The organism is Streptomyces sp. SJL17-4 (genome assembly GCF_036826855.1).
Lineage (GTDB): Bacteria > Actinomycetota > Actinomycetes > Streptomycetales > Streptomycetaceae > Streptomyces.
On record NZ_CP104578.1, the window covers coordinates 1 to 13865 of the forward strand.

The following is a 13865-nucleotide window of genomic DNA, read 5'->3' on the forward strand; positions in this document are numbered from 1 at the left end:
TCCCCTGGAGCGTCGCGTGGCTGGCAGGCGCCCTGATTCTCGTTCTTCTGCTCGTTCTCGTCCTGTTCGGCGCCGGCTTCGCGCTGAAGGCCTCTGGTGGATCGCCCTCGCGGTCCTGGTCCTGTGGCTGATCGGGTTCGTAGCCCGTCCGAAGGGCGGCAGCGGCCGCTGGTGCCGCTGGTAGCCCTACGGCGAACCCCTTCCCGGGTACGGCGAGGGCGGACCCCCGATGGGGGTCCGCCCTCGCCATGTCGTGCCCGGGATCCCGGTCGCCGGGCGCCTGTCGCGCGCCGGGGACGGCCCGGGTCCGGGTCAGTCCCCGATGAAGAGGAGGTAGCCCGAGCGACGGACCGCCTGATGGGCCTCCTCGATGACACGCCGCACGACGGGTGTCTTCTCCTCCTCGGGCAGCTCCTCCAGCTCGACGACGAGACGCTCCAGCTGGGGCGTGTTGAACATCGTCAGGTCGTACGGCGAGACGCCGTGCCGCAGGCTGTCACGGGGAGCCCGTGCGCACATCGCGAGGAACGAGCCCTCGACGTCGTCACCGAACTCCTCGACCACGTCCTGCACGCGGTTCAACTTCCGAATTCCCAGACCCATCTTCCTCTTCCCTCCGTCTCAGGCGTCCGTCGGACGGATCGGATACATCGTCACCAGGTCACCGTGCACGCTCACCACAATGGTGAGGCAGTGGGTCTCCACCTCTCCACTGTCCCGGGAGGACCTGCCGAACTTCTTCTTCGGATCGAGGCAGACGTTCCGCTCGCGGTAGGCGCTACCGCCGCTCGCCTGCTTCCACGCTCCCTGGTCCGTGATGGCGCCGAGGAAGACGTCCTTCAGGTCTCCGAGCGTCAGGTCGGAGTTGAACAGGCCCTTCTGTCTCGTGACCTTGCTTCCGCCTTCGAAGTGGAAGTCCCGCAGGTTCCGCAGCGCGAGCGTGTCGAGAGCCACCTCGTAACCTCCTTCGGGGAGATTCTGGCCGAGGGGGATGAACTCGCAGTCGTCCCAGCCGTCCCAGCCGTCCCACCCGTCGAAGCCGCCGCCGGAGGACGCGGCCGAGAGGAACCGCAGGCCCACCGCTCCGGCCTGTGCCTTCGGCGCGGACCTCTGCGGGGCGGACTTCGGTTTCGGCTTGGTCGGGCAGAGGACGGCCTTCGCCCGCTCGATGACCTTCTCGGCCTTCTCGACGACCTTCTTCGCCTTGGCGGACTTGTCGAGGAAGGTGTTGATGCCGGCGATGGCCTTCGCGATCCGGGGGATCTTGCTGGCGATCTTGAGGACCTTCATCGGACCCAGGTTCTGGACGATGGCCCAGAGGCAGGTCGGGATGTCCGGGTCATCGATGCAGGCCTTGATGTCCTCCAGGAAGAGTTCGACCAGGATCTCCCCGCCGTTCTCCAGCAGGTAGTCGATGAGGTCGTCCTCGGCGAGCGCGCGGGCCGCCGCGTACTCCTCGGGCGTGATGCCCGCCGCTTCGAGGGCCTTGCGCTCTGCGTCCTCCAGGCTGACGGGCTTGTCGTCGCCCTTCTCCTTCTCCTTGGCAGCCTCCTCGCGCTCCTTGCGGCGCAGTTCGCGCTGGTACTCCTCGGCGCGCTTGGCGGCCTCGTCGGCCTCGCGGGCGTGTTGGCCGGCGTTGGCCGCGGCCGTCTCCGCCGACTTGGCGTGCCGCTCGGCGGACTCGGCGAACTCGGCGGCGTCGGCGGCGTCCTTCTCGGCGCGGGTGGCGGCGGCCTGTGCGGTGCTCGCCTCCTTCTCTGCCAGGGTCGCGGCGCTGAGCGCGGCCGCCGCCTGGTTCTCCGCGTCGGTCGCGGCGGCCCGCGCGCGTTCCGCCTCGGCCTCGGCCCGGGTGGCGGCGTTGCGGGCGGCCACCGCGTCCGCGGCGGCGGCGTTCGCCGCCTGGCGGGCCTGCTGCGCGTCGGCCTGCGCCTGGGCGTCGGCCTGGTCGGCCCGCGCTCCGGCTGCCCTGGCCTTGGCTCCGTCCTCGGCCGCCTGGGCCGCCGAGACCGTCGCCGCCGCCGAGGACCGTGCCGCGTCCGCGGTCGACCGGGCCGCCGCCGCGGCGGCCTTGAACGCGGGAGCCACCTGGGCGTTCGCCCGCTTCGCGGCGGCCTCGGCGGCCTCCGCGGCCTTGACCGCCTCGATGGCCTTCGCCTCCGCCGCGTCGGCCTGCTCCTTGCCCATCTTCAGGGCCGCGTTGTCCACCGTCACCGCGAAGTCGGCACCGATGTCCGTACCCGCGAAGGGCGCGGCGAGAGTGATGGCGGTGTTCGCCGGGTCGGCGATGCCCGCCGCCGTGGTGCGGGCCGAGGCGGCGGCCGATACCGCGACCCCGGCCTGGATCTGGGCCATGGCCGCCTCGCGGACGGCCCCGTCGGCCTCCTCCCTCGTCCGGTTGGCGGCCTGGAGCGCCTGGTTGGCGTGGATGGCGGCGAGACCGGCCAGCCGGGAGGCCTCGTGCGCGGCGACGCCCGCCCGACCCTCCTGCGCGGTGGCCTCGGCCGCCTTGGTGTTCGCCCGCTGGGCGGAGGCGTGCGTGAGGGCCGCCTCGCGCTCGGCCTTGCCCGCGGCGGCGTCCGCCGCGAAGGCGGCGGCCTCCGCCTTGTTCGCGGCGGCGTTGGCACGCGAGGCGTGCGCGGTGGCCTCACTGGCGGCGGCCCGGGCGCGGGCGGCGGCGCCGGAGGCCTCGATGGCGGCGGACCGGGACCGCGTCGCCGCGTCCGTGGCCGCGTTGGCCGCGCCGCGCGAGGCCACGGCGGCCTTGCGGGACTCGTCGGCGTCCCGACGCGCCTGGTCGGCTGCCTGTCGCGCCAGCTGCGAGTCCGAGGTGCCGCTCGCCGCGGCGGCCAGGGCCTCGGTGGCCTTGGCACGGGCCTCGTCGGCGTCGTGCTGCCGCTCCGCCTCGAAGGCGGCGTTGCGCGCGTCGCGGGCCTTATTCTCCTCCGCCTTGGCGTTCCTGTCCGCCGTGGCGGCGGTGCCCTCCTGCGTGGCGGCCCGCGCGCGCATCTCGGCCGCGGTGGCCGCGGCCGCCTGCGCCTCGGCTCGCTTGGCCGACGCGGTGCGCGCCTCGGCCTCGGCCCGGGCGCGTGCCTGGGCGGCGACCTGCTGCTCCCGCTCGGCACGCTCGCGCGCGGCCGCCGCCAGCTTCTGCTCGCGCTCGGCGATCCGACGCTGCTCGTCGGCGATCCTGGCCTGGCGCTGCGCCTCGACCCGAGCGTCCCGGGTCCGCTGCGCGTGCTCCCAGGCCGTCTTCTCCGCCTTCTCGGCGTCGATGCGGGCCTGACGGCTCTTGGCCGCCGCGTCCGCCGCGATCTTCGCCTGCTTGGCGGCCGAGGCCGCGAGACCGGCCGCCGCCTTGGCGTGCTGCTCGGCGTTGGCGCGCCACGCCTTGGCCTGCTTCTCGTTCAGCTCGGCCTGGTGCTGGGAGTTCAGGCCCGCGGCGTCGGCCGCCGTGGCGTCGACCGCGTGCTGGGCGGTCTGCGCGGCCTGCCAGGCGGCGTCGGCCGCAGCCTGGATGCCGGTGGCGACGTCGGACCACTGGGTGCCGTACGTCAGCCCGGTCTCCACCAGGATCTCGGCCTGCACCCTCGCCTGCCCCGCCGCGACCTGGGCCTGCTTGGCGGCGGTGTCGGCGAAGCCCACCTGGCGGGCTACGTCCTTCTTCACCTCCGAGTAGTCGGACAGGCGCTTGCCCGCCCGGTCCGCCGCGAGCATCCGGTCGGCGGTGCGCGAGGCGGCGGCCGCCAGGCTCATGGCGTTGGAGGAGTTCTTCAGGGCCCGGACGGCGTCCCCGTGGACGGCGATCAGCTTCGTACGGGCCTCGGCGGCCCGCGCGGAGTTCTCGGCCAGCTTGCGCAGTCGCTCCGCCGCCTCCAGGGCCTCCTTCTGCGCCTTCTCGTGCGCGGCCCGGTCGTCGGCGTCCCGCTGCGCCGCGACCAGGTAGCCCTTCTCCAGGAACTCGGCGATCACCTTGGCGTCACCGGTGGCCAGAGCCACCTGGGCGGCCCGCTTGACCTCGGGGCCGCCCATCGCGGCGAGCATCTCCACGCGCTTGCGGTTCTCGGCCGCGCGCTGCTGCTCGTTCTGCTCGGTGGCCTTGTCCCGCTGCCGGGCGATCTCGGCGCCGAAGGCCAGGAAGTCCGCGCGGTCCTGGGCGGTGCCGGCGAGGACCCGCTCGGCCTCGGCGTTGAAGTACGGGCCGCCCGTGCCCCGCATCGCCTCGATCTTCTGCCGGTTCCCGACGTCCGTCGCGTTCCGCTTGTCGCGGGCGCGCTGGCGGGCCTCGGCCTCACCCCGCTCCAGGAAGTCCCGGATCGCGTGCGGATCGGTGCTCTCCAGAGCCTTGCGCGCGGCCTCGCGGACTTCCTCCTCCTCATCGAACTCCGCGTAGTCCTCGACCAGTTGACGGTCGTGCTGGTCACTGAGCCGGTCCAGCTCGGTGCGGGCGTCCGGCGCCGGCGCGGCGCGCAGGGCGGCCAGGACCGCGTTCCCCCGCTGTACGAGTTCCAGGGCACGGGCGTCCAGAGCCGCGCCGGCCGGCGGCCCGGCGGCTGTCGCGGACGCCTGCCCGGTCAGACCGACGAGCAGCACCGTGGCCAGCGCCCCCGACACCGCCCTCGCCGCTACGGCCCGGACCCGACCGGTCCGTCTCCCGGCCCCTGGCCGGAATATCTCTCCCATGAGGAAAATCCCCCCGAAATATATGAAATCCACTGTATGAACACAGAGAAACGGGTGCTTCGCCCTCGACGTCCGTACAAGGAGGGCGGAGCACCCGGCGGTACGGCGCGGGCCTCCGGCCGGAAGCGGCCGACCGCCCCCGCGCGCACCCGTGGAGAGGTGGTCAGCCCCTCACACGCGTCTCGCCGTCCCGGGCCTGCCGGAGGATCTCCTGCCAGAACGCCGCGACCCCGCCGGCGGCCTGCTCCTCCTGCGACCAGGACTGCCGGTTCGCCCCGGCGGCGCCCGCGATGCTCTTCCACATCTCCTCGGCGGCGCCCTGGGCGAGTTCCTGAACGCCCCGCCAGGTCTCCGCCTGGCGCGCCGCGTGCTCCCGTTCCGCCTGCCACGCGGTGCCGGCGTCACCGGCGTGCCGGGCCACGGCCTGCCAGGCTCGCTCGGCCTCGGCACGGGCGGCGGCGACGTCGGCCGCCGTGCGCAGCGCGTCCTCCGCCTCGGCCGCCGCCTCGAGCAGCAGCGTCAGCGTCCGGTGGCGCAGCGCCTCGGACTCCGAGGTGCGCAGCTGGTACCCCTCCAGGTCGACGGCGGCGCCGGTCATCCAGCCGTACGCGTAGAACTCGCGGACGTCCTCGTCGGTCGTGCCGGGCCGCAGGGCCCACTGCGCCGACACCCGGACCTGCTCGCCGGGATCGCGCACGACGAGCGTCCGGACGAACTCCCGGTCCCGCTCCAGCACCGCCCGCTGCTCCTCGGCCACCGCCTCGCGCACCGCCCGGTCGCTCAGCTGGGCCTGGGCATAGCCGGTCTTGACGAAGGCGGCCCGTTCGGCGTCGGTGCCCTTGAGGGCACGCTCCGCCGCCGCCCGCGTCTGCGGAGCGAACGAGGCCGGGTGGGTCCGGACGACCCGCTCGCAGAACAGGCGGTTGCGGGTACGGGTGTCCCGCAGCCGCTGCCGGGCGGCGTCGTAGCCGCCGCCGGGCGCCAGCCAGGCGGTGATGGCGGCGTCTCCGGAGGTGTGGCGCAGCGCGTTCCACGCGGAGGTGCGCAGCTCCGCCGGGAGGCTCGACAGGGCGACCCGCCGGACCTGTTCCCGCGCCCCGGCCGCGGCGGCGGCCAGCGCCGCCCGTACCTCCTCGGAGGGCTGCGGGGTGTCCGGGGACGCCTGCGCGAGGACGTGGCCGGCCGGGAGGGCCCGGGCGTCGACGGCGGTGCCCGCCACGGTTCCCGCCACCGCCGCCACCAGGGTGGAGACGGTCAGGACCGTACGGAACGTCCTTCGCGGGGAAGGACGGTGGCCGGCCCCCATCACGGCGCCAGCGGAGGGACGACCTGCCACGCGGGGTGGGCCCTCAGGTCGATGTCGTCGCCCCAGCGCGCCGTCAGGGACAGCTCCTTGCGCTGGTTGACCGCCGCCTGGTTCCTGCGGAGCTCCGCCTCCTTGCGGTCCTTCTCGGCGAGTTCTCTGAGCTCCCTGGCGACGTCCCTGTTGTGGGCCTCGCGCGCGCCGTTGGCGATGAACTCCTGCCGGGCGTCCGCGGTGCCGGTCAGCGCGGCCGTGGCGGAGGCGCGCACCTCCGGCCCTGAGGCCGGGTGGCGCAGGACCGCGCGGGCGAAGTTCTCGTCGTTGAGCTCCAGCATCTCCGGGGCGCCCGTGATGCCGATGACCGTCATGACCTGCTGCCGCGCGGCCCGGGCGAGGCGCGCGGCCTCGGCCTTCTCGCGCTCGCGCGCCTGGTCCTGTCGGTACGCCTCGTGGACGCCGGTGACAATGTACGCGACGTGGTCCTCGGCCAGCGTGCTCGCCATGGCCTTCTCGGCCGCCGTGCGCACCGCGTCGTACGCCTCGCCGCCCTCCCTGGCCTTCTGCCACAGGGCGTGGACGAAGTCGTGGTCGCTCAGCAGCAGGACGTCCGCCGCGGGGTCGAGCCTGACCACGGCGGCGGCGTCGACGCGCTGGGTCTCGGTGGTGCCGATGCCGACCGCGCGCGCCGCCTGGTGCGGCGGCGCCGGAGCCGCGAACGCGGCGGGCGCGGCGCCCGCCGCGAGGACGGCGGCGACAGCGGTGGTACCGACCACCGCGCGGGTGACGGTACGACGGACTCCTGGTCCGGGTGTGCCTCGGTGCATGGTGTGGTGAATCCCCCTGGGAACAAGAAATGGGCCCGGCCCTCAGCCGTGATAGAGGTCGCGCGGGCAGGGGGGACCGCCGGGAGACCACCGCCCCGCGACGACCGCGGAACGGCACACTTCCCCCACGGGCCGTTTCCCCCCGGAACCCGCTGTTGTGCTGGTCCACGCCACGGGATGCGCCCGGTGACACCCCGTCACGACCGAACGCCTGGTCAAGCATTGGTCAAACCAGCTCCAGAACCCTACCAACGGCACTTTCGGAATGATCAACGAATAAGGGTCGGCAGTGGCCCGAAATAGCCGGTGGACAAGCAGACCGGACACCCGTCCACCCGTCCGCCGACCCACCTCCGGCCCGCGTGCGGCAGGCCCGTACACCCGTTCCCCCATGGGGCACGGGCACGGCCGGAGCGATCTCCGCCCCGCACCCGCGACCTCCCCGTACCAGCGGAGCGGAAGACGGAGCACCCTCCTCCCACCAGCCCGTTCGACCTGAATTCATCGATCGCGGCCGACCGGGGAAGCCCCGGAACACGGCCGCCCACCCCGCCGGAACATCCGCGCCGACGGCGTCCGCAGGCCACGGCGAAGGGCGGCCGATGGGCTTGACCGGGCCACCCCGGCACCGTGGGTTCGGCGCACCGATCCGCGAGCCACTGAAAGGAGACGACGCCGGATGACCCTCTTCTCCGAGCTGTCCCACTCCTCCCACCGGACCGCGTGGACTCCGGGTCTCATAGCGCACGGCTGCTGAACACCCCTCTTCCGGCGTGCCCGCTCACGGGTGGCCGCGAGCACGTACAAGCTGCCGAGCTTCTCCGAGATGCCGGAGGAGTTCCACGTCCGGCTCCTGGAGGACGCCACCGAGGAGGGAGCGGTCTACGGCTCCAAGGCCGTGGGCGAGCCACCACTCATGCTCGCGTTCTCGGTGCGCGAAGCGCTGCGGCAGGCCGCGGCGGCGTTCGGGCCCGCCGGAGTCAGCGTCGAACTCGCCTCGCCCGCCACACCGGAAGCGGTGTACCGGGCGATCTAAACCGCCCGGGGCGCCGGTGGGCGGGACGGGCACCACACCCGCGACGGCGCCACCGTCCCCGTCGACGCCAGCTCACCCGTCCATGCCTGACACGACCACCTGGGTCACCGCCGTCGCGCGGTTGCGGGCCCGCCGGGAGCCCGGCGTGCTCGCGACCGTGCGGGGCCACGCGCCCCGCCGGGCCGGAGCCAAACTCGTGGTCGGACGGACGGAGACCCGGGGATCGATCGGCGGCGGCAACATAGAAGCCGTCGCGATCGACCGGGTCCGCGAACTCATCGCCGCCGCCGCGCCGGAGCCCGAGCTGATGGAGTTCGCCCTCAACGACAAGGTCACCTCCCGGCACGGCGTGCAGTGCTGCGGCGGAACCGTCACCGTGCTGCTCGAACCGCTCCCGGTCGTCCAGGCGGTGGCGGTCTTCGGCGTCGGACACGTCGGCCTGGAACTGGCGCGCATCCTGGCCCGCCACGACATCGACCTGCACCTGACCGACTCCCGCCCCGACATGCTCACCGACGAACGGCTCGGCGTGCTCGTGGACGCGGTGGCACAGATCCACGTCCACCACACCCCGCTGCTCCCCGAGGAGGTGCTCGCGGAGCTGCCGGCCGGCACCCACGTCCTGATCATGACCCATGACCGTGCCGAGGACGCCGCCCTGTGCGACGCCGCCCTGCGCGCCTCCGGCCTCGGCTCGATCGGACTGATCGGCTCGGCCGCCAAAATGGACGCGGTTCCGGCGGCGCCCGGCCACCGAGGGCGGTCACGACGCCGCCACCATCGGCCGGATCAAGAGCCCCATCGGCATCGCCGAGATCACTGGCAAGGAACCGGCCACGATCGCCATGAGCGTCGCCGCCGACCTGATGCGGAGCTTCACCTCGACATGACGGCCCTCCCGGGCTGCCCGGCAAGGGGGAGCCCGGGACCGCCGCTCGGAATCGGTCGAACTCACCCCTCCCGCCGCCCCCACGACCCACGACGACACGGCACCGACGAGCCGCCCGGAGGCGCCGGACGGCGACCGGGAACGCGGACAACTCCCGCCGCCCGAAAGGAATCCGGACCACACGGAGCGTACGCGGCAGACGCATCCCGGCCACCGGCGCACCCCAGGGGAGTGGCGAAAAATAGCCCTTTGCTTCCTTCGGCACCCGCCGGTTACGGTTCCGATGATCATTTGACGGGGGCAGGCGCCGGAGGGGATCGGCGAGGTGTTGACCGCACTTCGCCGGGCCGGACCGGCCCCCGGGCACGTTCGCATTCCGGGGGAACCATGAACCGTGATTCGGTGCGCGCGAAGCGCACGACGATCCAATCCGTCGCCTTCCCGTCCCACTGGCGGGAGACCGGCACCTCCGTACCCGCGAGCCTCCGCACCCGCTGAGAGCCCGGCTCCGGCCACATCCCCGGGACGCACGCGCCGAGCACGTCCGTAGGCGCACCTGAGCCTGCCCGCGCCCCCGCCCGTCCGTACCGGTGACCCCACGCGGCGCCTCCTCCACCGACGAGCCCCGACGAGTCCCGGCGGTCCCGGTGCGCCCCGTTGCGTCTGCGTCGCACATCCCCGCACGAAGAGACATAAAGAGAACGGATCCCATGAAGTCCCAGACACTCCGCTCCGCCCTGGCGGTCGCCGCCACCGCGACCGCCCTCCTCGCGGCCACCGGCACCGCCCACGCGGCCCCCACCACGCCCTCACCCGCTCCCGCCGCGGCCGGCGGCGCCATGGACGCCCAGCTCCAGGTGAAGTACGGCAGCAAGTGCCTCACGATCGCCGGCGGAAGCCTGCGCAACGGAGCCCACGCCATCGAAGGCACCTGCGACACCACCGCACTCCACCAGGTCTTCACCGTGCGCCCGGGCGAGACGACGGGCTGGGAGATCGTCGCCGCCCACAGCGGCCGGTGCCTCACCCACCGGGCCTCGTCGACGGCCGCCGTCGTGCAGGACTGGTGCAACGGCTCCCCCGCCCAGCGCTGGACGATGCAGTTCCTGGAAGGCGCCGAGCTGAACCTCTTCCAGCTGCGCCCCGTCGACGCCCCCGGCGAGTGCCTGTCCATGGGAGGAACCCCGGCGGGGGAGGAGCCGACGGCCTACGTCGTGGACTGCTTCACCAACCTGCCCAGCCAGGAATGGCGCCTCGCCTTCGTCAACTGACGCCTCCCGACGGCTCAGCTCCCTCACCTCTCGCACCCATCGTGTCGCCGGACCACGGCGACGGAGGAGTACCGACATCAGCATGAACACCCCTCACCTCACGCCCGCGTGGATGCGGCGCACCGTCTCCCGAGGCCTGGTCACCGCCACCGCGCTGGCAGCGGTCACCGGCACGGTCGTGCCCGGCACGGCCCACGCCGACGGCCCCGCCGCGGCGCGGGACGTCACGGCCCGCGCCGCCGGCATCGGCACGACCGAGACCCAGCGCGTGGAGGCCGCGGCCGTGGTCCGACTCGACCCGACGGCGGACGTGCTCCTGCTCAGCGACTACGACTTCGTGCACGCGCTGTGGCAGAAGGCCCGCGACGCGGGCGAGAAGCTCGACGCGGTACGGACGGCCGCGGAGCAGGCCATGTCCGGCACGGCGGCCGAGGACCACGTGCGGTTCATCGTCACCGGCGTCCACGAGGCGTACCGCCTCGACCAGCAGCGCGAGCGCGAGAAGGCCGAGGCCGAGCGCGTCGCCCGGCTCGCCAGGTCGCAGGTACTGCTGGCCATCGGCATCCCCAGCAACCCCGACCTGCTCGCCCTGACGGACGACAACTTCGTCCGCGCCGTCGCCAGGCACCCCGCGTCCGGCCCCGAGGTCCGCGCCGCGGCGCTGAAGGCCCTGGTCGGCGAGGCGGCGGACTGGCGCGAGTTCATCGTCAACGGCGCCCGCGAGGCCCACAAGCGCGACGTGGCCAAGGAACTGGAAGAGCTGGAGGAGCAGAACCGCAAGGAGGCCGAGCGCCGCAAGGAACTCGCCGCCCGCACCAACACCGCGGCCCTCTTCCGCCTCACGCCCTCCCCGGCCATGCTCACGCTGAGCGACGACAATTTCATCCGCGAACTCCTGCGCCTGGCCCCGGCCGACCTCAAGGGCTCCGAACTCCTCGCGGCCGCGCAGCGGGCCGTCCTGAGTGCCGACGCCGCGGACTGGAAGGCCTTCCTCCATACCGGCGCCGAAGCCGCGTACAAGCAGGACGACGAGAACCGCCGCAAGAAGCTCGCCGAGGCCAACCGCACGCTCGCCCGCCAGGTCCAGGCCGCCGCCGAGAACAGCGGCGTCAACCCCCACCTGGTCGCCGCCGCGAAGAAGGTGCTCGCCGGCACCGACGACGCCGCCGTGGCCGATTTCCTCAAGGAGGACACCCAGTACCGGCTCAAGCGCCAGTCCCTCCAGGCGGGCGACAAGAAGCTGACCGGCTGGTTCGCCCGCCGGTCGAGCCCGGACGGCGCAGACGGGTTCCTCGGACCCCTCAACGCCCAGAGCAAGCAGTCCGACCGCGAGGACGCGACCTGGGTCGTCGTCCCCTCCCTCGCCGGCATGCCCGGCTGCTACTCCTTCGAGTCGGTCGGCAAGCCGGGCCACTACCTGAAGGCTGACAAGCCGTCGCTGCGCGTACGGATCGCCGCCGACGACCGCAGCGCGGCCTTCCGGCAGAGCGCCACGTGGTGCGCGACCAAGGGCCAGAACGGCTCCGGCACCTCCTTCAAGTGGGGCGTCGGCCCCGAGGAGCGCTCGCTGCGCCACATGTCCGGCGAGCTCTACGTCGCGCAGCACTACACCACCGACGACGCCCGCCAGGCCTCCAGCTGGCAGATCACCACCCCCCTGGCCCCCTGAGCCCCACCCCTACCGCCGGCTCCGCACCCACCGCCGCGGAGCCGGCGCCACGCCAGCCCGGCCACCGCCCACGGGCGCCGCGGCGGGCCACCGACGTGGTGTGACATCCCCGAACCGAGGGCACAAGAGCGGCACCGGAATCCGAAGGACCGACCAGGCACGGTGCCGATGAGACCTCAACGGGGTCAAGCCCAGCGGCGCAACCTCCGGCCGATCCTCCTGCTCGCCTGCTGGCGGTCTGCTACGCCGTGGCCGCCCTGGGGGCACTCTCCGCAGGGGACGCCGGCGACACGTACGAAACACTGGACCTCCCGGCCTGGGCCCCTCCTGGCTGGCTCATTCAGTTGCGGATCGGAGGCAGGGCGGCGGTTGCGCGGGGGCATCAAGCCTCCCGGGCGCGGCGGAAGCGCTCTTCTGGAGGGCGGCGCGGCCGGCGTCGCGCAGGGCGATGTCGACGTTCAAGCCAGGACGAGATCACCCGCCGCGAGACCGTCGCCTTCCAACGGCGCCTGCAACGGGCGAAGTTCGAGCAGCAGGTCACCCTGGAGGAGTTCGACTTCACCGCCTCCTCGAAACTCCCCGCCGCACAGATCCGTGACCTGGGAGCCCTGCGCTGGCTCCACGCCGGCGAGTCGGTCATCCTCTTCGGCCCCGTCGGCGTCGGCAAGACTCACATCGCCCAGGCCCTCGGCCACCTCGCCGTCCGCCAGGGCGCCCACGTCCGCTTCGCCAAGACCAGCCGCATCCTCACCGACCTCGCCGGCGGCCACGCGGACCGCACCTGGGACAAACGGATCCGCGAACTCATCCGGCCCGACGTCCTCATCCTCGACGACTTCGCCATGCGCCAGCTGTCCGCGGCCCAGGCGGACGACCTCTACGAGCTCGTCTCCGAACGGCAGGGCCGGTCTCTGATCATCACCAGCAACCGGGCGCCCAGCGACTGGTATCCCCTCTTCCCCAACCCCGTCGTCGCCGAGTCGCTCCTGGACCGGCTCATCAACACCAGCCATCAGGTGATCATGAACGGCCCCAGCTACCGCCCGAACAAGCGGCCCAGGAACACGGCCGACAAGGTGCACTAGGGTCCCGCTGTCGCGGCTTCCCATGGTGCCGTCTCAGTGCCGCGAGCGGGCTTGTCAGAGGCATCCGCTAGCTTCCTGACCATGGGAAACTCAGGCGGATCATTGACGACCCGGTCCACGGGGGAACTGCACCAGCTCATGCGGGCAGCCGGGTTCACGGGCATTGAAGACACGCAGGCGTTGGCGGAGGGCTGGCAGGTGACGGACTTCGCCGAGGCCGGACGGCGCAGCCTGGCGAACCTCGTCCAGAGCACAGGGACACCGGCCATCATGGTGTCCTTCCTGGACAGCGACGTCGGGTTCGTCGAGGCCCTCACGCCGGACGGCAGCAGCTGGGAGGGCCTGCTCAACCGCGAGATGGCGAAGAGCTACGAGATCCCTCTGGAGCACTTCCCCATCGAACCCGCCATCGCCGGCGCACTCGCCTGGTCGGCCGCCGCCGGGCTGACACCCGACGAGGAGACCATCCGGCAGACGCTCACCGGGTCGGCTCTGTTCGCGGAACAGCTCTCGTCAGCCCTCATGATCGCCCTGGGACTACCCGGCGCAAGCTAGCCCTTCCAAGCCCAGCACCTGGGGAATTACGTGAACTTAACCCTGGGGAATAACGCGATCGTCCACAGGCGAGGAGTTCGTCCTCGGTGGCGGGCGCGGGCAGGGGGCCGGTGAGGTGGCCCTTGTGGAGGTAGTCGCCGGGCTGGCCGTGATAGGGCCAGGCCTGGGGTTCGGTGAGGTAGACGGCGTCGGTGCGGAAGGCGACGACGCTGCCGGGCGGGGCGTGGAGGGCTCCGGCGTAGGTGCTGTCGTCGCGGTGGCGCTGGGAGACCAAGGCGGCGCGGGCGCCGGACCAGATCGTGGCGGCCCATTCGGGGTGGGCGTTGGGGTCGCGGGTAAAGCCGGTGGGGCGCTGCCAGGTGATCTGCTCATCGGTGAAGCCGATGGTCTCGGCGTCCGCGGGGACGTCGCGTTCCATGGTGCGGAGGGTGGTGCCGGTGACCATGCGGAGGCGCTGGGCGAAGGAGCCGATGCCGTAGAGGAGGAGGGAGCGTACGGCGCGCAAGGCGGGCGGCCTGGCGCTGGTTGGGGTCGCCGTGGAGGCCGGCCTGGG

Annotated in this window: 9 protein-coding genes and 3 pseudogenes; 7 read left to right on the forward strand and 5 right to left on the reverse strand. The window is 73.0% G+C overall.

Going from position 1 to position 13865, the window contains the following annotated elements:
- The first annotated feature begins 32 nt into the window (after positions 1–32).
- Positions 33–184 (forward strand): annotated as a pseudogene (locus N5875_RS00005) (hydrophobic protein).
- A gap of 128 nt (positions 185–312) precedes the next feature.
- Here N5875_RS00005 and N5875_RS00010 read toward each other — a convergent pair.
- From N5875_RS00010 to N5875_RS00025, 4 genes are all read right to left on the reverse strand, one after another.
- Positions 313–573, reverse strand: coding sequence for a hypothetical protein (locus N5875_RS00010; protein ID WP_338499036.1), 261 nt, complete (start codon positions 571–573; stop codon positions 313–315).
- Positions 574–621: 48 nt separating this feature from the next.
- Entirely contained in the window at positions 622–4611 is a 3990-nt protein-coding gene (locus N5875_RS00015; RefSeq protein ID WP_338490901.1) for a hypothetical protein, read from the reverse strand.
- A gap of 232 nt (positions 4612–4843) precedes the next feature.
- On the reverse strand, positions 4844–5986 hold the full coding sequence (locus N5875_RS00020) for a hypothetical protein (RefSeq protein ID WP_338499038.1): 1143 nt from the start codon (positions 5984–5986) through the stop codon (positions 4844–4846).
- On the reverse strand, positions 5986–6756 hold the full coding sequence (locus N5875_RS00025; protein ID WP_318212417.1) for an ALF repeat-containing protein: 771 nt from the start codon (positions 6754–6756) through the stop codon (positions 5986–5988). The genes N5875_RS00020 and N5875_RS00025 overlap by 1 nt, the downstream gene beginning before the upstream one ends.
- 832 nt (positions 6757–7588) lie before the next feature.
- Here N5875_RS00025 and N5875_RS00030 point away from each other — a divergent pair.
- From N5875_RS00030 to N5875_RS00055, 6 genes and pseudogenes are all read left to right on the forward strand, one after another.
- A pseudogene (locus tag N5875_RS00030) lies at positions 7589–7840 on the forward strand (xanthine dehydrogenase molybdopterin binding subunit); the annotation flags it as partial.
- 85 nt (positions 7841–7925) lie between these two features.
- A pseudogene (xdhC, locus tag N5875_RS00035) lies at positions 7926–8733 on the forward strand (xanthine dehydrogenase accessory protein XdhC).
- Positions 8734–9442: 709 nt separating this feature from the next.
- The gene (locus N5875_RS00040; protein WP_318212419.1) at positions 9443–10003 is read left to right on the forward strand and encodes an RICIN domain-containing protein; all 561 of its coding nucleotides are present in this window, start codon (positions 9443–9445) and stop codon (positions 10001–10003) included.
- A gap of 82 nt (positions 10004–10085) precedes the next feature.
- Positions 10086–11672 (forward strand): AbfB domain-containing protein, encoded by a 1587-nt coding sequence (locus N5875_RS00045; protein ID WP_318212420.1) that lies wholly within the window; start codon positions 10086–10088, stop codon positions 11670–11672.
- A gap of 344 nt (positions 11673–12016) precedes the next feature.
- Positions 12017–12757: an IS21-like element helper ATPase IstB gene (gene istB / locus N5875_RS00050; protein ID WP_338490912.1), complete on the forward strand. Its 741-nt coding sequence runs from the start codon at positions 12017–12019 to the stop codon at positions 12755–12757.
- Positions 12758–12838: 81 nt separating this feature from the next.
- Positions 12839–13312 (forward strand): hypothetical protein, encoded by a 474-nt coding sequence (locus N5875_RS00055; RefSeq protein WP_338490915.1) that lies wholly within the window; start codon positions 12839–12841, stop codon positions 13310–13312.
- Here N5875_RS00055 and N5875_RS00060 read toward each other — a convergent pair.
- Positions 13278–13817 carry a hypothetical protein gene (locus N5875_RS00060; protein WP_338490918.1) on the reverse strand — a complete coding sequence of 180 codons (540 nt, stop codon included), beginning with the start codon at positions 13815–13817 and terminating at the stop codon, positions 13278–13280. The two genes, N5875_RS00055 and N5875_RS00060, sit on opposite strands and share 35 nt — an antisense overlap.
- Between the last annotated feature and the right edge of the window lie 48 nt (positions 13818–13865).

Bases quoted from the DNA above. Each gene is read 5' to 3' on its own strand.
- N5875_RS00020 (WP_338499038.1), bottom strand. From the start codon at position 5,986: ATGGGGGCCGGCCACCGTCCTTCCCCGCGAAGGACGTTCCGTACGGTC.
- N5875_RS00040 (WP_318212419.1), top strand. From the start codon at position 9,443: ATGAAGTCCCAGACACTCCGCTCCGCCCTGGCGGTCGCCGCCACCGCG.
- N5875_RS00045 (WP_318212420.1), top strand. From the start codon at position 10,086: ATGAACACCCCTCACCTCACGCCCGCGTGGATGCGGCGCACCGTCTCC.
- N5875_RS00055 (WP_338490915.1), top strand. From the start codon at position 12,839: ATGGGAAACTCAGGCGGATCATTGACGACCCGGTCCACGGGGGAACTG.